Raw genomic sequence first — 19,761 nt, 5'->3', positions numbered from 1 at the left:
AGGCCGGTACAGGTCAACCCTTTCCGTGCAACCGACGCCACCGATCCAGCCCCAGCAACACCAGCCCAATTCCCCAGAACCCCGCCAAGACGCCAAGGGCATTGAGCATCACCTGCCCATACCCCAGACTCGCCACATCGATGAACGGGTAGGCATACGCCCCGATCTCGCTCCCCCGCCACAACGCATAGGCGAAATACACCACCGGGTATAGCGCCCAAATCGCCAGGTGCCAAAGGCGCAGGCTGCCCTTGGGCACCTCGAACCACCAGTACAAGGTAAACAGCAGCGGCATCACATCGTGCAGCAGCTCATCCGCCAGCCACTGCCAGCCTTCGGGCTGCCACAGGTGGCGCAGCAGCACACTGTAGGCCAGCGCCACCAGCACGATGCTGGCCGCCACTGCAGAGCTCACCGAGGGCGACAGAAAGAAGCGCCTGGCTGCTGACGCCCGGCCAAAGGCCGCGTAACTGAGTACCGTCGCCACCAAGGTATTGGTCAGAACCGTGAAGTAACCGAACACATTGATCAGCCCGCCAATCAGGCTGGCCTGCTCCTGCCAGCGCGCCAGCAGCACCAGGTAGACCTGCACCGCCAGGCCGAACCAGCCAAGCAACGCCATCGACGTCAGCCAGGGGCGCCGTGGCATGTCAGGCCTGGCGCTGCAGTTTCACGTACAACTGCTCGACCTTCTCCCGCGCCCAGGGCGTCTTGCGCAGGAAGGTCAGGCTCGACTTGATACTCGGATTGCTCTTGAAGCAGCGCACATCAACGCGTTCGGCCAGGCCCTGCCATTGGTAGTGAGCCACCAGTTCGGTGAGGATCTGTTCGAGGGTCTTGCCGTGCAGCGCGTTGTGTTGGGCCGTGCTCATGCCAGTGCTCCATGGGAAAGATGCGCACCTTACACGAGTGTAGTGGCGGGGGGGATCCGTATTGCCTGATGAATAAGCGCTGGCCAAGGGTAAATCCGCTGTGTTGAAATAGTGATGTTATATTGTAACGACAAAAAAGCATCTGCCAAGGAACGCCTCATCCCCATGCTGCACATCCCGCTCCGCCTCTCCCCCCTCGCTGTTGCCCTGTGGCTCGCTTCTTCACCCAGCCAAGCCGTGGAACTGGAACCCCAGGTCATCACCGCCAACCCGCTCGGCAACCGGCAACTGGCCGCACCCAGCACCGTGCTCGAAGGTGACGACCTGCTGCAACAGCAACACGGCAGCCTCGGTGAAACCCTGAACAAACAACCCGGCGTGGCCTCCACCTGGTTCGGCCCAGGTGCCAGTCGCCCGGTGATTCGCGGCCTGGATGGCGACCGTATCCGCATCCTGCGCAATGGCGTGGGGGCCCTGGATGCCTCGTCGCTGTCCTATGACCACGCGGTACCGCTGGACCCAGTCACGGTCGAGCGCGTGGAAATCGTCCGCGGCCCGGCCGCCCTGCTCTACGGCGGCAATGCCATCGGCGGCGTGATCAACACCTTCGACAACCGCATCCCCGATTCGCCGATCGATGGCATCCACGGTGCCGGCGAATTGCGCTACGGCGGCGCCGACACCACCCGCAGCAGTGCCGGCAAGCTGGAGGCCGGTGACGGCACCTTCGCCCTCCACCTGGACGCCAACAGCCGCCAGTTCAACGACCTGCGCATTCCCGGCTACGCGCAGAGCGCCAAGGTGCGTGACGCCGACAACCCAGGCAGCCGCCACCGCCTGGAAAACAGCGACGGTCGCCAGGACGGTGGCGCAATCGGTGGTTCCTACAACTGGGAGCATGGCTATGCCGGTCTGTCCTACAGCCGCTATGACAGCAACTACGGCTCGGTGGCCGAGTCTGGTGTGCGCCTGGACATGAAGCAGGACCATTACGCCTTTGCCTCGGAACTGCGCGACCTGGACGGCCCGTTCAGCTCAGTCAAGGTCGATGCCGGCTACACCGACTACGAGCATAGCGAGATCGAACAAGGCGAGGTTCACACCACCTTCAAGAACAAGGGCTACGAAGCACGCATCGAAGCCCGTCATCAACCGCTCGGTCCGCTCGAAGGCGTGATTGGCGCGCAGGTCAGCCGCAACGAGTTCTCGGCACTGGGCGAGGAAGCCTTCGTCCCGCACACCGACACCGACAGCCTGGCGCTGTTCATGCTTGAGCAGTGGCAAGCCACCGAACGCCTGAACCTGAGCCTCGGTGCACGCCTGGAACACACCCGTGTCGACCCCGATGCCAAGGGCAACGAAAACTTCGTCGACGCCGACAGCGCCAGCAGCTTCAACGCCTTCAGCCTGTCCTCGGGCGCGGTGTACCAGCTCGACCCGATCTGGTCGCTGGCGGCCAACCTCGGCTACACCGAGCGCGCACCGACTTTCTACGAGCTCTACGCCAACGGCGCCCACGTCGCAACCGGCGCATTCGAAGTGGGTGATGCCAGCCTGAACAAGGAAAAGGCCATTTCCGCCGACCTGGCCCTGCGCTTCGACAATGGCACCCACAAAGGCAGCGTCGGGGTGTTCTACAGCCACTTTCGCAACTACATCGGCCTGATCGGCACGGGCAACCTGCGCGAAGGCCATGACCATGACCATGACGAGGATGATCACGACCACGATCATGACGATGGCGGCTTCCCCGAATACCAGTACCAGGGCGTGCGGGCCCGCTTCTACGGCATCGAGGCGCAGGACCGCTGGCAACTGGCCGAGAACCGCTATGGCAGCTTTGCGCTGGAGCTGTCCGGCGACTACACCCGGGCAAAGAACCTCGACAGCGGCGAGCCGTTGCCGCGCATTGCCCCTCTGCGCCTGAACAGTGGCCTGGTCTGGGAACTGGACCGTTGGCAGGCGCGGGTCGATGTGCAACACGCCGCGTCGCAGCATCGCAAGCCTGAGAACGAGACCAGCACCGATGGCTACACCACGCTCGGGGCCAGCGTCGGTTACCGCTTCGACATCGGCCAGAGCCAGTGGCTGGCCTTCGTGCGCGGCGAGAACCTGACCGACCAGACCGTGCGCTATGCCAGTTCGATACTGCGCGATATCGCGCCGGCACCGGGGCGTAGCGTGGAAGTCGGGGTGCGTACCACCTTCTGACCTGACGCGGTCCTTGTGGGAGCGGGTTTACCCGCGAATGCGATGCCAGAGCGAATGCCGCATTCGCGGGAGAACCCGCTCCCACAGGGTGTGCCTTACGCCTTGGCAACGTGGTTTGTTGCCAGATCAGCAACAATCAACTGCGACAATTTGTCTTTTTTTCTTACAACTTCCCCTATATCCTCCCCGCCGCAAGCTGAATCGCTTCACCCAGCATTCCCAATTGCCACTCCCATCGAAGAGCCCGCTCCTCGGTGCACCTGCCGTTTTTCTCAATAATCAAAAGATAGCGCTATCTCATGCTTCAACTGCCCAAAACCCGCTACACCGGCTTGGCCTTCGCTGCCATTGCCGCAGGCTTACCCGTTACGGCCAACGCTAGCGAAGCGTTTGCCAAGGACTCCCCGTGGATGTTCGGTGACTGGGGCGGCACCCGCACCGAGCTGCTGCAAAAGGGCTACGACTTCACCCTCGGCTACACCGGCGAGATGGGCAGCAACCTGCACGGCGGCTACGACCACGACCACACCGCGCGCTACAGCGACCAGTTCACCTTCGGCAGCCACCTGGATCTGGAGAAGATCCTCGGCTGGAACGACACCGAGTTCCAGCTGACCATCACCGAACGCCACGGCGACAACATCAGCAACGACCGCATCAACGACCCACGAGTCGGCGGCTTCACTTCGGCCCAGGAAGTCTGGGGCAGAGGCGAAACCTGGCGGCTGACGCAAATGTGGATCAAGCAGAAATACTTCGACGGCGCCCTGGACGTGAAGGTCGGCCGCTTCGGCGAAGGCGAGGACTTCAACAGCTTCCCCTGCGACTTCCAGAACCTGGCCTTCTGCGGCTCGCAGGTGGGCAACTGGGTCGGCGGCATCTGGTACAACTGGCCGGTCAGCCAATGGGCCATGCGCGTGCGCTACAACCTCAACCCGGAGCTGTACGCCCAGGTGGGCATCTATGAGCAGAACCCCTCCAACCTCGAATCGGGCAACGGCTTCAAGCTCAGCGGCAGTGGCACCCAGGGCGCGGTGATGCCGATTGAACTGGTATGGAGCCCACGTTTCCAAGGCCTGAAAGGGGAATATCGCGCCGGCTACTACTACAGTAATGCCAAGGCACAGGATGTTCTCAAGGACAGCAACGGCCAGCCGGCCGCCCTCAGTGGCGCCGCCTACCGCAGCAGTTCGAGCAAGCACGGCTTGTGGCTCGGGGCCCAGCAGCAGGTCACCTCGCTGGCATCCGACCAGTCGCGCGGCCTGAGCCTGTTCGCCAACGCCACGGTGCACGACAAGAAGACCAATGTCATCGACAACTATGTTCAAGCTGGGCTGGTTTACAAAGGCCCCTTCGACGCCCGCGCCAAGGACGACATCGGCTTCGCCGTCGCCCGCGTGCACGCCAACCCGGCCTACCGCAAGAACGCCCGCCTGGCCAATCAGGTGGCCGGCCTCGACGACTACGACAACCCAGGCTACCTGCCGGTGCAAGACACCGAGTACAGCGCCGAGCTCTATTACGGCATTCACCTGGCCGACTGGCTCACGGTGCGCCCGAACCTGCAGTACATACGCCACCCGGGCGGGGTGTCGCAGGTCGACAGCGCGCTGATCGGCGGCCTGAAGATTCAAAGCACATTCTGACCACCTTCACCCTGACCACCTTCACATAACGGAGAACCTACGATGAGCACTGACGGTGCCAACCAAGGAACCCGCTGGCTACCGCGCCTGATGGGCGTGCTGCTGTTGCTGATGGGCCTGGCCCTGCTGGCCGGCGGCATCAAGCTGAGCCAGCTGGGCGGATCGCTGTACTACCTGATTGCCGGTATCGGCTTTGCCCTCTCGGGCGCCCTGCTGCTGGCCAAGCGCCGCCTCGCTCTGGGCCTGTATGGCCTGGTGCTGCTGGGCAGCACCGTGTGGGCCATGCTCGAAGTGGGCCTGGACTGGTGGCAGCTGGTACCACGCCTGGCCATCTGGTTCGCCATCGGTGTGGTGCTGCTGTTGCCGTGGGCCCGTCGCCCGCTGACCGGCCCTGCAGCCAAGGCCAATACCGCGCTGCTGAGCATCGCCGTGCTGGCATCGGGTGCCTGTGCCCTGGGCAGCCAGTTCACCCACCCTGGCGAAGTGTTCGGCGAACTCGGCCGCGACAACAGCGAAATGGGCAGCGCCGCACCGGCCATGCCCGATGGTGACTGGCAGGCGTATGGCCGCACCGAGCACGGCGACCGCTACTCGCCGCTGCGCCAGATCACCCCGCAGAACGCTTACCGACTGGAAGAAGCCTGGCGCATCCGCACCGGCGACCTGCCGACCGACAACGACCCGGTCGAGCTGACCAACGAAAACACCCCGCTGAAGGCCAACGGCATGCTCTATGCCTGCACCGCCCACAGCAAGGTGCTGGCCCTGGACCCGGACACCGGCGCCGAGATCTGGCGCTACGACCCGCAGATCAAGACCCCGGTCGGCACCTTCAAGGGCTTCGCCCACATGACCTGCCGCGGCGTCTCGTACTACGACGAGAACAGCTACGTCAGCCGTGACGGCAGCCCGGCACCGAAGGTGTCCGATGCCGGCCAGGCCGTGGCCCAGGCCTGCCCACGCCGCCTCTACCTGCCGACTGCCGACGCCCGCCTGATCGCCATCAACGCTGACAACGGCAAGGTCTGCGAAGGCTTCGCCAACCAGGGCGCAATCGACCTGACCACGGGCATCGGCCCGTTCACCGCTGGCGGCTACTACTCCACCTCGCCAGTGGCGATCACCCGCAGCCTGGTGATCATCGGCGGCCATGTCACCGACAACGAGTCGACCAACGAACCGTCCGGCGTGATCCGCGCCTACGACGTGCACGACGGCCGCCTGGTGTGGAACTGGGACAGCAACAACCCGGACGACACCAAGCCGCTGGCCCCGGGCAAGATGTACAGCCGCAACTCGGCCAACATGTGGTCGCTGGCCAGCGTCGACGAAGACCTGGGCATGGTCTACCTGCCGCTCGGCAACCAGACCCCTGACCAGTGGGGCGCTGACCGCACCCCGGGCGCCGAGAAGTACAGCGCCGGTGTTGTCGCCCTGGACCTTGCCACCGGCAAGGCCCGCTGGAACTACCAGTTCACCCACCACGACCTGTGGGACATGGACGTCGGCAGCCAGCCGACCCTGGTGCATCTGAAGACCAAGGACGAGATCAAGCCGGCGATCATCGTGCCGACCAAGCAGGGCAGCCTGTACGTGCTCGACCGCCGCGACGGCACGCCAATCGTGCCGATCCGCGAAATCCCGGTCCCACAGGGCGCGGTCAAGGGTGACCATACCGCACCGACCCAGGCCCGCTCCGACCTCAACCTGCTCGGCCCAGAGCTGACCGAACAGGCCATGTGGGGCGCCACGCCGTTCGACCAGATGCTGTGCCGCATCCAGTTCCGCGAGCTGCGCTATGAAGGCCAGTACACCCCGCCGTCCGAACAGGGCAGCCTGATCTACCCAGGCAACGTCGGCGTGTTCAACTGGGGCGGCGTGTCGGTCGACCCGGTGCGTCAGCTGCTGTTCACATCGCCCAACTACATGGCCTTCGTGTCGAAGATGGTGCCGCGCGAGCAGGTGGCCGCCGGCAGCAAGCGCGAAAGCGAGACCAGCGGTGTGCAGCCGAACACCGGCGCGCCTTACGCAGTGACCATGCACCCGTTCATGTCGCCGATCGGCATCCCGTGCCAGGCTCCGGCCTGGGGTTATGTGGCAGCCATTGACCTGTTCACCAACAAGGTGGTCTGGAAACGCAAGAACGGCACGACCCGTGACAGCACCCCGGTGCCGATCGGCATGCCGGTGGGTGTCCCGAGCATGGGCGGTTCGATCGTCACAGCAGGTGGTGTTGGCTTCCTCAGCGGCACCCTCGACCAATACCTGCGCGCCTATGACGTGAACAACGGCAAGGAACTGTGGAAGGCCCGCCTGCCTGCGGGTGGCCAAGCCACGCCGATGACCTATACCGGCAAGGACGGCAAGCAGTATGTGCTGATCGTCGCTGGCGGCCATGGCTCGCTGGGCACCAGGATGGGCGATTACATCATCGCTTACAAATTGGCCGAGTAAGGCTCTGTTGCGGCGGTGGCCTCACCGCCGCATTCGCGCAGCAAGCCCGCTCCCACAGGTATCGCGCCGTTCTCAAGGACTTCGCCATACCTGTGGGAGCGGGCTTGTCCCGCGAAGAGGCCGGCGCAAGCCGTGCAATGATGAAACCCTGCACCTGCCCCCTTCGTCTACCATTGAAACCCATCCCCCACCGCCCCATCTAAGCACCATAGTCATTTACGCAGGTGCCCCATGAGCGACCAGCAGGATTTCCCGGAACAACCCGACGAACACAGCGCAGTCGAACAACCCGACACCCAGGCCGATACCGGCCATGCCCTCGCCCTGCCCAGCCAACAGCTGCCGGACAAGGTCTATGTGATCCCGATCCACAACCGCCCGTTCTTCCCCGCGCAAGTACTGCCGGTAATCGTCAACGAAGAGCCCTGGGCCGAAACCCTTGACCTGGTCGCCAAGACCGAGCACCACTCGCTGGCACTGTTCTTCATGGACACCCCGGCGGAAGACCACCGCCATTTCGACACCTCGGCCCTGCCGGAGTACGGCACCCTGGTCAAGGTGCACCACGCCAGCCGCGAAAACGGCAAGTTGCAGTTCGTCGCCCAGGGCCTGACCCGGGTACGCATCCGCACCTGGCTCAAGCACCATCGCCCGCCGTATCTGGTCGAGGTCGAATACCCGCGCCAGCCGGCCGAGCCAACCGACGAGGTCAAGGCCTACGGCATGGCGCTGATCAACGCGATCAAGGAACTGCTGCCGCTCAACCCGCTGTACAGCGAAGAACTGAAGAACTACCTCAACCGCTTCAGCCCCAACGACCCGTCACCGCTCACCGACTTTGCCGCCGCGTTGACCTCCGCCACCGGCAACGAGCTGCAGGAAGTGCTCGACTGCGTGCCGATGCTCAAGCGCATGGAGAAGGTCCTGCCGATGCTGCGCAAGGAGGTCGAGGTTGCGCGCCTGCAGAACGAGATTTCCGCCGAGGTCAACCGGCAGATCGGCGAGCACCAGCGCGAGTTCTTCCTCAAGGAGCAGCTCAAGGTCATCCAGCAGGAGCTGGGCCTGACCAAGGATGACCGCAGTGCCGACCTCGAACAGTTCGAGCAACGCCTTACCGGCAAGACCCTGCCCGAACAGGCGAAAAAGCGCATCGACGAAGAAATGGGCAAGCTGGCCATCCTCGAGACCGGCTCGCCCGAATACGCCGTAACCCGCAATTACCTGGAATGGGCCACCGCCCTGCCCTGGGGCCTGTACGGCAAGGACAAGCTTGACCTGAAACATGCACGCAAGGTGCTCGACCAGCACCACGCGGGCCTGGACGACATCAAGGAACGTATCCTCGAGTTCCTCGCCGTCGGTGCCTGGAAAGGTGAGATCAGCGGCTCGATCGTGCTGCTGGTGGGCCCGCCGGGGGTGGGCAAGACCAGCATCGGCAAGTCCATCGCCGAATCCCTGGGCCGGCCGTTCTACCGCTTTAGCGTCGGCGGCATGCGCGACGAGGCCGAGATCAAGGGCCATCGCCGCACCTACATCGGCGCCCAGCCGGGCAAGCTGGTGCAGGCACTCAAAGAAGTCGAAGTGATGAACCCGGTGATCATGCTCGACGAGATCGACAAGATGGGCCAGAGCTACCAGGGCGACCCGGCCTCGGCGCTGCTGGAAACCCTCGACCCGGAGCAGAACGTCGATTTCCTCGACCACTACCTGGACCTGCGTCTGGACCTGTCCAAGGTGTTGTTCGTGTGCACTGCCAACACCCTCGACTCGATCCCTGGCCCGCTACTCGACCGCATGGAGGTGATCCGCCTGTCCGGCTACATCACCGAAGAGAAGCTGGCCATCGCCAAGCGCCACCTGTGGCCCAAGCAGCTGGAAAAGGCCGGCGTGGCCAAGACCAGCCTGAGCATCAGCGACAGCGCCCTGCGCACGGTGATCGAGGGCTATGCGCGAGAAGCCGGCGTGCGCCAGCTGGAGAAACAGCTGGGTAAGCTGGTGCGCAAAGCCGTGGTCAAGCTGCTGGAGAACCCGGATGCCAAGCTCAAGATCGGCAACAAGGACCTGGAGGCCGCCTTGGGCATACCGGTGTTCCGCAGCGAGCAGGTACTGGCTGGCAAAGGCGTGATAACCGGCCTTGCCTGGACCAGCATGGGCGGCGCGACCCTGCCGATCGAGGCCACCCGCATCCACACGCTCAACCGCGGCTTCAAGCTAACTGGCAAGCTGGGTGATGTGATGAAGGAGTCCGCTGAAATCGCCTACAGCTACGTCAGTTCCAACCTAAAGCAGTTTGGTGGTGACCCGGGCTTCTTCAACGAAGCGTTCATTCACCTGCACGTACCTGAAGGCGCCACGCCAAAGGATGGCCCGAGTGCCGGCATCACCATGGCTTGTGCCCTGCTGTCGCTGGCCCGTGATCAGGCGCCGAAAAAAGGCGTGGCCATGACCGGCGAGCTGACTCTGACCGGGCAAGTGCTGCCAATCGGCGGTGTGCGCGAGAAGGTGATTGCGGCGCGACGGCAGAGGATCTTCGAACTGATCTTGCCGGAGCCTAACCGTGGGGACTACGAAGAGCTGCCGGACTATCTGCGCGATGGCCTCACCGTGCATTTCGCCAAGCGCTTCGCCGACGTGGCGAAAGTGCTGTTCACCTGAATAGGCTGGCGGGCCGGGAGGCCCGCCACCCATCGTCAGCGAAATGCAGTCAATGTAGCGTTTGCATGCCGCTGGATACCCTCCCATTGCGACGAAAACAACTTGAAGTACAACATGAACATTGCCAGCCTCTGCTGAGTATCGATAGCATTCAGGCGGTTAGCCGAACTCTCCAGATAAGTATCGATCGCTTGCCAGACTGAAAGTATCTTCCCCGATGACACCACAGCGGTGGAAAGGGTCTGGTCCAACCGCTCGACCAGCGACAGCAATTGCTTGACATCGTCATTACTGGCGAAGTCGAGCACATTTGTGATGAACTCTAAAAAAAAAGAGTTCCCCGGGTTGATTCCCGGTTGACGCCGCAACGCTCGGGCCTTTTCCTGCACGGTGGGAATGAGTTTCAGTCTGACTTCATCACGAAACAGTTCAAAGCCTGTACAAACAGCCTTGGTTGCCTTATCGAAACTGCTTATCTTGAGGCGGCATTCCGCCAGCAGCGACGCCATCGAGGTCAAAATGACCTTGTCCTCATTACTCAAGCCAACCGGTGGCAATTGACTCAATGTTTCCCATGTCAGTGAAGCATCTCCGATCGCACGCATTGTCCTAGCCAGTCTTTCAACTTCAATGCCCAGGGCTTGAATAGTCTCAGCATGGTTCACCAGAGCGCTGGCAAGGGCGCTGCATTGAGTTCGCAAGCTCAGCCAGCCTGCCGAGTGCTGCCTGAGCATGTTGAATAACTCAAGCATCTGTGACGGGGACAACTCAGGCTCAGACGTGTATCTATAGTCCAGGTATTTACAGGTTTGTTCTAGCGTTGTTGGCAGTTGTAAAGCGGCCGCCATGTAACGGTCCAGTTGTACCACCGTCTCGTGAGCAAACGGCAGCGCTGAAGCATCCATGTAATCCAGGCACTTGACCAGCAGCCCGTAGGGTTCAGTGCCTCTAAGTTCTATCGGCTCGCCCATTGGCAACGGCGGTGCATTCATAAATTCCTACTCACTTGAAGTGCCCGGCCACCCTGGCGAGCCAGGGCGGCCGAGTGGAGGTTTCAGACTATCCGGTTGACTTGCTCCAGCATCCGCTGCTGGACGAACAGTAACTGGTTGAATACTTGGGCAACGTCCGCGATGTCAGGCGCACTCTGAATAGGCATGTACTGCAAGCGCGTTGAAATCCCATTCAGCACCAGCAGCAGTTTTTGCGCATCTGACAACACAGCGCTGCGATGCTGCATCAGTACAGGCACATCGGCCAACGCCTCCAGGTTATTATCAATTTCAGCTATCTTTCGCTGCATTGACATGAAGGCTTGCTCCTGCGCTAACAGCGCATCAGCCAGTTTGCGTTGCTGCTCCTTCAGTTCTGCATAGCGCATGCCTTCTTGAATCAGGCCGGCCACCTTTTCCAGGTCTTTCATGGCTTGCGTAGCCGTATCAAGAGCAAGCTTGGCCTGACCTCCCGGGGCGGCTAGCTGACTTAGCTGTTCTGCTGACGGCAGCAAGTTGCTGAGGTCGAGCTGCAACTCTTTGCTTTCCAGCGCCGCCACGGCTGCCTTGATCTTATCCAGCTTTTCCCTGTCGGCCTCGCTCTGCGCTTTGTGACGGGCGCATTGGTCTTCGAGGCTTTTGCGTTCCCCGGTCAAGCGCGTCTTTTCATTGCGTTCATCAAGTTCAGGAAGAGATGCAAAGGCCTTGCTGCTCTTGTCCAGTTCAGCAATCAGATTGCTCAGCTCACGTTTGAAGTCATCAGCCTGGCTCCTGGCGAGTTCGATTATCTCTGGGTCGGCACCCTCAGCCAGCGCTTCGATCATCAACTCGAATGGAGACTGCTCAAGATTGGCAACAGAACGCCGAGCGTTCGCCATGAGTGCCTTCTGATAAAGAGCCAGTGCGTCCACATGACGCTTTACAAGATCGTGGAGCAACGTTTGGAATGCCAGCTTTCTTTTCTGCCAGACTTCAAGAAACGCATTCGCCCCCAAGACCGTGGCGTCCAGATCCACGACCGGTATTTCAGTGATATAGGATACGTTACTATTCATGTCAGTTAACCTTTCCCTTGGCGGCAAACGCCTCATCAAAAACAACAGTCAGCTCTAACGCAATGCCTTCAATCTTGGACCACTGCGACAGGAATTGAGCAAATTGGATTATGAATATTGCCAATTTTTTACTATCGTATGCATCGTCCAGCTTTTTCATGGAAGCACCGACATAAGTGTCCACGGTATCCCAGGCGGTCTGCAAATGAGCAGCAGCTGTCAATACACTGGCCAGTCTGAAATCCAGATCGTCCACAAACTGCTCAAGCGTTGCGAGCAACCCTTCAAGGTTTTCCCTGGCCTGCAATTGGCGGGCAATTTCCCGACGCTTGCCCTCGGCTTCCTTACGCCGCTTGCGCGCTTTCTCTGCTTTGGCACCATAAATAGAGCCACCGATAAGAAGCCCCAAAGGGCCTGCTGCCGCACTTCCCATCACACCTTTGATGTACTGATCATATTCCTTTTTGAGCCCAGCAATTTCCTCGTCCAGATAACCCAATTCCGCTCGCAGCCGTTCGAGTTCGCCGTCCTGTTTTTTTCTGTCTATCGCTTGTCCCTTGCCCGCCACCGCTGGAATCAGTTCGAGTTTTATCACATCCCGCCAGGCCGTCGTCTCAACTTTCACCTGCTCGACACGCGCAGCATAACTTTTCACGCAGTCCCTAAGGACATTGATATATTCCGTAATCTGCGTGACGACTTCCCGGTCCTCACGCGCCAACGGTATCGGGGTGGACAGTGCAACTTGCTGCCAGTTCTGCACATTATTACCCAGTGCCCGGACACGTCTGCACTCGTCAATAATGAATTTTCCGCTGGCATTGATTGAATTTGCAGTGCTGGCCAATTCACTGGAAAGTTTCTTGCTGCCGTCCGACAGTGGAACCCAGTCGCGCGCATGCTTACGCAAACGTGCGAACAACTTATCCCAGCTTTCCGGTGTCAACTCGGGCTCATTGATCTGCGTGTAGCCCAGCCAGCGCTCGAGATTGTCACGTGTTTGAGGAAGACTGAGAACATAGTTCACATATTCATTGATGGTAATTATATGCTCACGGGTAAGGGTCAGCCCACCGGCTTGCGGCCCCTCATGCGTTGCCATGGCCTCGACAAGGGCTACTGGTAAAGTTGATGCTTCAGCCTGGAGTTTTTCATAGTCAATTGCTTCATTCATAAACTCGCGTCTCATTTTGTGTGGGTCAGTTCTACAACGCGAATCTAGGCTTTACCCGTCTGGCACAGCAGCAGGCACTCTTTCCCGCGCGGCACTCGATAATGGCTTCCTCCATCAGCGGTTTCGACATGAAGTGAAGCGCTCCAGGCAGCACAAAAACCTGCCTGGTTAGGTTATCCTCCGGCCATCGCCAGCCTCCGGAGCCAACATGACCGCCCCTCGTCTGCTCGTTCCCCTGAGCCTCGCCCTGCTCGCCGCCTGCGCCCAGCAGCCAAAGCAAACCGTCGAACTGGACGCCGAAAGCGAGTGCCCCAAGCGCCTGCAGGTCGGCCAGAGCCTTACCCTGACTCTGCCCAGCAACCCCACCACCGGCTACCGCTGGCTGGTACAGAACCCTGCATCCAACGTGCTGCAAAGCCTGGGCCCCGAGGTCTACAGCGCTCCCGAAGACGCCGGTATCGTCGGCAGCTCGGGGATCTCGACCTGGCGCTACCAGGCCCGTACCGCCGGTGAAGGCCACCTGGTGCTGGTCTACCAGCAGCCCTGGGCCCCGGAAGTGCGCCCGGTACAGACCTTCGATTGCGCCATCCGGGTCAACTGAACAGTCAGCGCTGGTCAGCCAACCATGCATCCTGGCTGCGGTTTGGCTAGAATGCCGGCCCTGCATATCGCCAGCCGCCTGGATTCACCGTGAGCAAACAACCCGACCGCCTTTTCGCCCAACCTCTGGAGCAAGTCCCCGACTTCGTGTTCAACGAAGACGTGGTGCGCGTGTTCCCGGACATGATCAAGCGCTCGGTGCCTGGTTACCCGACCATCGTCGAAAACCTCGGCGTGCTGGCCGCGCGCTTCGCCCAACCGCACAGCGCGCTGTATGACCTGGGCGCTTCCCTGGGTGCCGTCACCCAGTCGCTGCGCCGCCATGTGCGCAGCGACGGCTGCCGGGTGATCGCGGTGGACAATTCGGCCGCCATGGTCGAACGTTGCCGCCAGTACCTCACCGCCCAGGATTCAATGTTCCAGGAGCTGCTGCCCGTCGAAGTGCTGGAAGCCGACATCCTCACTCTGCCCTTCGAGCCGGCCTCGGTGGTGGCAATGAACTTCACCCTGCAGTTCATCGCCCCTGAACAACGCCTGGCGCTGCTCGGCCAGATCCGCCAGGCACTGCTGCCCGGCGGCGCGCTGATCCTCTCGGAGAAACTGCGCTTCGCCGATGACGAGGAGCAGACACTGCTTAACGAACTGCATTTGGACTTCAAGCGGGCCAATGGCTACAGCGAACTGGAAATTGCCCAGAAGCGCAGCGCCATCGAAAACGTGATGAAGCCCGACACCCTGGAAGCCCATAGGGAGCGCCTGCACGCGGCCGGCTTCACCAAGGTGGTGCCGTGGTTCCAATGCCTCAATTTTGCCTCGCTGATAGCCCTGCCATGATCGATCTGTCCCCACTCGTCCGCCGCTTGGCGGGCACGCCCCTGGCTTCCTGGTCCCAGGGCCTGCAAGCACAACTGCAAGCCAAGCTGGAAAAAGGCCACGGCGACCTCGACCGCTGGCGCGGCGCGCTAGACGCGTTGCCAGCCCTGCAACCCAGCGAAATAGACCTGGTCGACGGCCTGCGCCTGGATTGCGAGTGCGACGACGCCACCCGCGCGCAGATGCGCCAGGCGCTGATGGGCCTGTCGCCCTGGCGCAAGGGGCCCTTCGACCTGTTTGGCGTGCATGTCGACACCGAATGGCGCTCGGACTGGAAATGGTCGCGGGTTGGCCCGCACCTGGACCTCAAGGGCAAGCGCGTGCTCGATGTCGGCTGCGGCAATGGCTACTACCAGTGGCGCATGCTCGGCGCCGGCGCCGACATGGTTATCGGCGTAGACCCCAACTGGCTGTTCTTCTGCCAGTTCCAGGCCGTGCAACGGTACCTGCCAGAACTGCCCGCCTGGCACCTGCCGTTCGCCCTGGAAGAGCTGCCGGCCAACCTCGAAGGCTTCGACACCGTTTTCTCCATGGGTGTGTTCTACCACCGCCGCTCGCCCATCGAGCACCTGCTGGCGCTCAAGGACTGCCTGGTCAAAGGCGGCGAGCTGGTGCTGGAAACCCTGGTGATCGAGGGCGACGAAAACCAGGTACTGGTGCCCGAAGACCGTTACGCACAGATGCGCAACGTCTGGTACCTGCCGTCGGTACCGGCCCTGGAGCGCTGGTTGCGCCGCGCCGGCTTCACTGACGTTCGCTGCGTCGACGTGAGCGTCACCAGCGTCGAGGAACAGCGCAGCACCGAATGGATGCGCTACCAGTCGCTGGGCGATTTCCTCGACCCGAACGACCACAGCAAGACCATTGAAGGCCTGCCCGCTCCGCGCCGTGCCACCCTACTGGCGCGCAAATAAAAAAGGCGTCCATGGGGACGCCTGAATCACACCTGCGCCAGGGAGCAGTGCTGGCACAGCTGCTGTTGCCTCAGTCCTTGGCCACCTCGCGGGCCTTCTCCTGCGCCTTGCGCTCGCGCTCGACGATGGCCTGTTGCTTGTCGCCGTGCAGGCGCTCCTGATCCTGGCGAAACGCTTGCCAGAACTGCTTTGAACGTTCTGCGCCACCTTCGGCGTAGACACTGGCGCTGCCCAGGGCGAGGGTCGCCAGCAGCAGGTATTTGGTCAGGTTCATCGTGCTTGCCTCGTTGATAACCGATCAGACAGGGCAAGCGTACCCAGGGGCAGCTAACGCCAAGGTGAGGCGAGCATTACAGTCTTGCAATGTGGCTTCACATGGCCTGCTCCGGCGATAGCGCCGGAACAGGCAGCCAGATGACACCAGCATTACAAATCCGTTATCTGCGCCGAAGGGCCGTTCGCATGCCGTAACATCCTGCGGCTTGACCCTGAAGCCCCTACAGGCTTGAAAATCCCGCCTTTTCCAGCACACCGAGCCCATCCATGCGCCTACTGATCATCGAGGACGAACAGCGTACCGCCGACTACCTGCAGCAAGGCCTGCGCGAAAACGGCTACGTGGTCGATTGCGCCCACACCGGCATTGACGGCCTGCACCTGGCGCGCCAGCAGCCCTATGACCTGATCATTCTCGACGTCAACCTGCCCGAACTGGACGGCTGGACTGTGCTGCAGCGCCTGCGCGCCGAATCGGCCACGCGGATCATGATGCTGACAGCCCATGGTCGCCTGTCAGACCGGGTCAAAGGCCTGGACCTGGGCGCTGACGACTACCTGCTCAAACCGTTCGAATTCCCCGAGTTGCTGGCCCGCATTCGCAGCCTGCTGCGCCGTAACGACCAGCAATTGCAACCGAGCACCCTGCGCGTTGCCGACCTGGAGCTGGACCCCGGCCGCCACCGCGCCTACCGCGCCGGCAAGCGCATCGACCTGACGGCCAAGGAGTTTGCCCTGCTGCACCTGCTGATGCGCCAGAGCGGCGAGGTGCTGTCGCGCACGCAGATCATCTCACTGGTGTGGGACATGAACTTCGACTGCGACACCAATGTGGTCGAGGTGTCGATACGCCGCCTGCGAGCAAAGATCGACGACCCGTTCGACGACAAGCTGATCCATACCTTGCGCGGCGTCGGCTACGTCCTTGAGGCCCGCGTGTGACGCACGCGAGCCTGTCGCTGCGCCTGGGCCTGAGTGTGACACTGATGGGTGCCGCCCTGGTGTTGCTACTCGCCTGCCTGGCCGTGTTCGCCCTCGACCACGAACTGGACAGCCGCGCCCGCAAGGACCTGGCGCGCAAGATGTTGCAGGTGGAGCACAACCTGCGGGTCGATCTGCGCAGCGAAGACCTCGGCAACCGCGCCCATCCGTTGCTTGACCTGGTGATGGGCCACGACAACCTCAGCCTCAGCGTACTTGCCCTTGAGGGCCGCCACCCGCACCTGCTCAGCCTCGGCCCGGCACTTGAGTCCCGTGTTGGCGAATTGCATACCGATTCACGCCTGAATTATCACGAATGGCGTGACAGCAGCGGCAACCAGATTCTCACTGTCACCCGGCAGATGCGCCTTCGCGACGACACCCCGGTGCGGGTGATGATGTCGCTCAACCGCGCCGACGACCATGCCCTGCTTCAGGCCTATCTGCATTCGACCCTGCTGGCCCTGCCACTGCTGTTGCTGCTGATAGGCGCCGGCGCCTGGTGGCTCGTGCAACGAGGCCTGAAGCCTCTGCGCCACTTCCGCCGCATCGCCGGGCAAGTCTCTGCCCAGGACCTGCAACACCGCCTGCCCGTGAGCGGGCTGCCCCTGGAACTGGCGGAGCTGGCACGCAGTATCAACGTGATGCTCGACCGCCTGGACCAGGGTGTAAGCCAGCTGTCGCAGTTCTCCGACGACCTGGCCCACGAACTGCGTACCCCGCTGAGCAACCTGATGGGCAAGGCCCAGGTCACCCTGGCCCGCGAGCGTGATGGCGAGCACTACCGGGAAGTGCTGGAAGACAGCATCGAAGAGCTGACCCGGCTCAACCGCATCATCAACGACATGCTGTTCCTCGCCCAAGTCAGCCAGCCACAGGCGCAGGTGGCGCTCAAGCCGCTGGCATTGGCGGATGAAGCGGCGCAGGTCAGCGAGCTGTTTGCCTTCAGTGCCGAGCTCAAGGACATCGAGCTGCGTCTGCAGGGCTGGGGGACTGCACTGGCGGACCGCTTGATGTTCCAGCGAGCGCTGTCGAACCTGTTGAGCAATGCCATACGGCATGGCCCAGACGGGCAGCTAGTCAAGCTGGGCATCGAGCGCCAAGGCAGTGAAGTGCTGATGTGGGTGGAGAATCAGGGGCCGGGGATTGCCGAAGCACATTGGCCGCAGTTGTTCGAGCGGTTCTACCGCGTGGGGTCGGGGCGATCGCGGCTGGAGGGCGGCACCGGCCTGGGGTTGGCGATCGTGAAGTCGATCATGCAGTTGCATGGTGGACGGGTCGAGGTGAGCAGCAGCCCATCAGGCCCGACTCGCTTCACACTGGTGTTCCAGGCAGAGTAAAGCACTGCCTGCACCAGCCTCTTCGCGGGCAAGCCCGCTCCCACAGGTGCTGCACAGTACCTTGGATCAGTGCTGTCCCTGTGGGAGCGGGCTTGCCCGCGAATGGGCCAGTGCAGGCGACTGATGAATCAGCGCGAAGCCGCGACGATCAGCGCCTTCATCTCGGCCACGGCAGCCTTGAAGCCAACGAACAAGGCATGCGCCACCAGCGCATGGCCGATGTTCAGCTCATTGATCCCCTTGATCGCCGCCACCGCCTCGACGTTGTGGTAATGCAGGCCATGGCCGGCATTGACGATCAGGCCCTGGCCTACGCCAAACGCTACGCCATCGACAATGCGCTGCAGCTCCTCGGCCACTTCGGTCGGTGTTTCGGCATCGGCATAGCGCCCGGTGTGCAGCTCGATGGCCGGCGCACCCACTCGGCGCGAAGCCTCGATCTGCCGCTCGTCGGCATCGATGAACAGCGATACTTCGGCCCCCGTACGCGAAAGGCGCTCGACTGCGGCCTTGATCCGCGCCTCCTGGCCGGCCACGTCCAGGCCCCCCTCGGTGGTCAGCTCCTGGCGGGTTTCGGGAACCAGGCAGATATGCGCCGGGCGGATTTTCTCGGCAAAGGCCATCATCTCTTCAGTGACGCCCATTTCGAAGTTCATGCGCGTCTGCAGCACGTCCTTGAGCAGCACCACGTCGCGCTCCTGGATGTGCCGGCGGTCTTCACGCAGGTGCACGGTGATGCCATCGGCGCCCGCTTCCTCGGCATCCAGCGCAGCCTTGACCGGGTCCGGGTAACGGGTGCCGCGGGCCTGGCGCAGGGTCGCCACGTGGTCGATGTTGACGCCGAGAAGCATGCGGTTGCTGTGAGTCACGAAAGGCTCTCCTGAAGTTTGAGCCACACAGCATACGACGTGCTCAGCGCTTGCGAAACAGTTCCCGGCTGACCAGCGGCTTTGGCCCCAGGTGCACCGCCAGTGCCTGGCGCATGAGGCGCTTGGCCGCCAGCAATGCACCCGGTGCGTTCCAGTCGGCCTGGGCCAGAGCCAGCAGTTCGGTGCCCTTGAACAGGCCAGGCTGGGCCAGGTGCACGCGCTCGAGGCCGGCATCGACCCGTAAGCGGTACAGGCCGTCGCCTTCGACCTGGTCGTCGTTGATATCGTGGCTCAGCGAAAAGGTGTAGCCCAGGTCTTCCAGCAGCCGCCACTCGAACGAACGCAGCAGTGGCTCCAGTGGCCTTCCCTCGGCCAATGCCTGCAGGGTCAGGGCGTAATGCTCGAACAGCTCTGGTTGCGGCGCCTCGGCGGGCAGCAGGCGCATCAGCAGTTCGTTGAGGTAGAGGCCGCTGAACAGCGCGTCGCCATGCAGCCACGCGGCAATACCAACGGTGTCCAGGCGCCTGACGTTCTTCAGCTCCCCTTTGCCGAACAGTTCCACTTCCAGCGGTACGAACGGCCGCACCAGGCTGCCGCCCTTACCCCGCGCACGGCGCAGCACCGCGCGCAGGCGGCCCTGGGGCGTGAACAAGTCAACCAATGCACTGGTTTCCTTGTAGGCGCGGCTGTGCAGGACGTAGGCCGGCTGCGGGGTGGGTTGGTCCATGCGCTATCTCTGAAGGTCAGATGTAACTGTGGGAGCGGGGGGGGGGGGGGGGGGGGGGGGGGGGGGGGGGGGGGGGGGGGGGGGGGGGGGGGGGGGGGGGGGGGGGGGGGGGGGGGGGGGGG

At 62.3% G+C, this 19,761-nt stretch carries 17 protein-coding genes; 9 read left to right on the top strand and 8 right to left on the bottom strand.

The genetic code is table 11. The annotated features are described in order from the left end of the window. Positions 1 to 13: 13 nt before the first annotated feature. Together ACIPZ5_RS22345 and ACIPZ5_RS22340 are read right to left on the bottom strand one after the other, a co-directional pair. A complete protein-coding gene (locus ACIPZ5_RS22345; protein ID WP_343598663.1) occupies positions 14 to 649 on the bottom strand; it encodes a Pr6Pr family membrane protein in 636 nt (211 codons plus the stop codon). A gap of 1 nt (position 650) precedes the next feature. Then, positions 651 to 872 carry a VF530 family DNA-binding protein gene (locus tag ACIPZ5_RS22340; RefSeq protein ID WP_023378991.1) on the bottom strand — a complete coding sequence of 74 codons (222 nt, stop codon included), beginning with the start codon at positions 870 to 872 and terminating at the stop codon, positions 651 to 653. A gap of 165 nt (positions 873 to 1,037) precedes the next feature. Between ACIPZ5_RS22340 and ACIPZ5_RS22335 the strand changes: the two genes are divergently transcribed. The 4 genes from ACIPZ5_RS22335 (at position 1,038) to lon (ending at position 9,838) form a co-directional block, all read left to right on the top strand. Further along, positions 1,038 to 3,083 carry a TonB-dependent receptor gene (locus tag ACIPZ5_RS22335; protein WP_343598664.1) on the top strand — a complete coding sequence of 682 codons (2,046 nt, stop codon included), beginning with the start codon at positions 1,038 to 1,040 and terminating at the stop codon, positions 3,081 to 3,083. A gap of 299 nt (positions 3,084 to 3,382) precedes the next feature. Next, positions 3,383 to 4,729: a carbohydrate porin gene (locus tag ACIPZ5_RS22330; RefSeq protein ID WP_400810715.1), complete on the top strand. Its 1,347-nt coding sequence runs from the start codon at positions 3,383 to 3,385 to the stop codon at positions 4,727 to 4,729. Positions 4,730 to 4,771: 42 nt separating this feature from the next. After that, positions 4,772 to 7,183, top strand: coding sequence for a glucose/quinate/shikimate family membrane-bound PQQ-dependent dehydrogenase (locus ACIPZ5_RS22325; RefSeq protein ID WP_400810713.1), 2,412 nt, complete (start codon positions 4,772 to 4,774; stop codon positions 7,181 to 7,183). A gap of 231 nt (positions 7,184 to 7,414) precedes the next feature. Further along, positions 7,415 to 9,838: an endopeptidase La gene (gene lon, locus ACIPZ5_RS22320; protein WP_400810711.1), complete on the top strand. Its 2,424-nt coding sequence runs from the start codon at positions 7,415 to 7,417 to the stop codon at positions 9,836 to 9,838. Between the two features lie 35 nt (positions 9,839 to 9,873). Here the strand turns inward: lon and ACIPZ5_RS22315 are convergent, their stop codons facing one another. From ACIPZ5_RS22315 to ACIPZ5_RS22305, 3 genes are all read right to left on the bottom strand, one after another. Continuing rightward, entirely contained in the window at positions 9,874 to 10,830 is a 957-nt protein-coding gene (locus tag ACIPZ5_RS22315; RefSeq protein WP_400810709.1) for a hypothetical protein, read from the bottom strand. Between the two features lie 62 nt (positions 10,831 to 10,892). Beyond that, positions 10,893 to 11,885 carry an alpha-xenorhabdolysin family binary toxin subunit B gene (locus tag ACIPZ5_RS22310; protein WP_400810708.1) on the bottom strand — a complete coding sequence of 331 codons (993 nt, stop codon included), beginning with the start codon at positions 11,883 to 11,885 and terminating at the stop codon, positions 10,893 to 10,895. Between the two features lies 1 nt (position 11,886). Next, a complete protein-coding gene (locus ACIPZ5_RS22305; RefSeq protein WP_400810706.1) occupies positions 11,887 to 13,059 on the bottom strand; it encodes an alpha-xenorhabdolysin family binary toxin subunit A in 1,173 nt (390 codons plus the stop codon). A gap of 208 nt (positions 13,060 to 13,267) precedes the next feature. Between ACIPZ5_RS22305 and ACIPZ5_RS22300 the strand changes: the two genes are divergently transcribed. The 3 genes from ACIPZ5_RS22300 (at position 13,268) to cmoB (ending at position 15,446) form a co-directional block, all read left to right on the top strand. Continuing rightward, positions 13,268 to 13,660, top strand: coding sequence for a protease inhibitor I42 family protein (locus ACIPZ5_RS22300; protein WP_110636148.1), 393 nt, complete (start codon positions 13,268 to 13,270; stop codon positions 13,658 to 13,660). A gap of 89 nt (positions 13,661 to 13,749) precedes the next feature. Continuing rightward, entirely contained in the window at positions 13,750 to 14,493 is a 744-nt protein-coding gene (gene cmoA / locus ACIPZ5_RS22295) for a carboxy-S-adenosyl-L-methionine synthase CmoA (protein ID WP_343598671.1), read from the top strand. Next, a complete protein-coding gene (gene cmoB, locus ACIPZ5_RS22290) occupies positions 14,490 to 15,446 on the top strand; it encodes a tRNA 5-methoxyuridine(34)/uridine 5-oxyacetic acid(34) synthase CmoB (protein WP_343598672.1) in 957 nt (318 codons plus the stop codon). Before cmoA ends, cmoB begins: the two co-directional genes overlap by 4 nt. A 70-nt stretch (positions 15,447 to 15,516) precedes the next feature. On the opposite strand, the gene ACIPZ5_RS22285 is transcribed toward cmoB, so the two are convergent. Then, the gene (locus ACIPZ5_RS22285) at positions 15,517 to 15,720 is read right to left on the bottom strand and encodes a hypothetical protein (protein ID WP_400810703.1); all 204 of its coding nucleotides are present in this window, start codon (positions 15,718 to 15,720) and stop codon (positions 15,517 to 15,519) included. A gap of 269 nt (positions 15,721 to 15,989) precedes the next feature. On the opposite strand from ACIPZ5_RS22285, the gene ACIPZ5_RS22280 reads away from it, so the two are divergent. Both ACIPZ5_RS22280 and ACIPZ5_RS22275 read left to right on the top strand, forming a co-directional pair. Continuing rightward, a complete protein-coding gene (locus tag ACIPZ5_RS22280) occupies positions 15,990 to 16,664 on the top strand; it encodes a heavy metal response regulator transcription factor (RefSeq protein ID WP_343598674.1) in 675 nt (224 codons plus the stop codon). Beyond that, entirely contained in the window at positions 16,661 to 18,043 is a 1,383-nt protein-coding gene (locus ACIPZ5_RS22275) for a heavy metal sensor histidine kinase (RefSeq protein WP_343598675.1), read from the top strand. Before ACIPZ5_RS22280 ends, ACIPZ5_RS22275 begins: the two co-directional genes overlap by 4 nt. Before the next feature lie 128 nt (positions 18,044 to 18,171). Here the strand turns inward: ACIPZ5_RS22275 and pdxJ are convergent, their stop codons facing one another. Together pdxJ and recO are read right to left on the bottom strand one after the other, a co-directional pair. Continuing rightward, positions 18,172 to 18,894, bottom strand: coding sequence for a pyridoxine 5'-phosphate synthase (pdxJ, locus tag ACIPZ5_RS22270; RefSeq protein WP_152954894.1), 723 nt, complete (start codon positions 18,892 to 18,894; stop codon positions 18,172 to 18,174). A gap of 61 nt (positions 18,895 to 18,955) precedes the next feature. Then, positions 18,956 to 19,639, bottom strand: coding sequence for a DNA repair protein RecO (gene recO, locus ACIPZ5_RS22265; protein WP_400810702.1), 684 nt, complete (start codon positions 19,637 to 19,639; stop codon positions 18,956 to 18,958). Positions 19,640 to 19,761: the final 122 nt, after the last annotated feature.

Source organism: Pseudomonas sp. NPDC089428 (assembly GCF_044749325.1).
GTDB lineage: Bacteria > Pseudomonadota > Gammaproteobacteria > Pseudomonadales > Pseudomonadaceae > Aquipseudomonas.
Note: the sequence above shows the minus strand (reverse complement) of the source record. Positions and strands in the feature narration are given on the sequence as shown.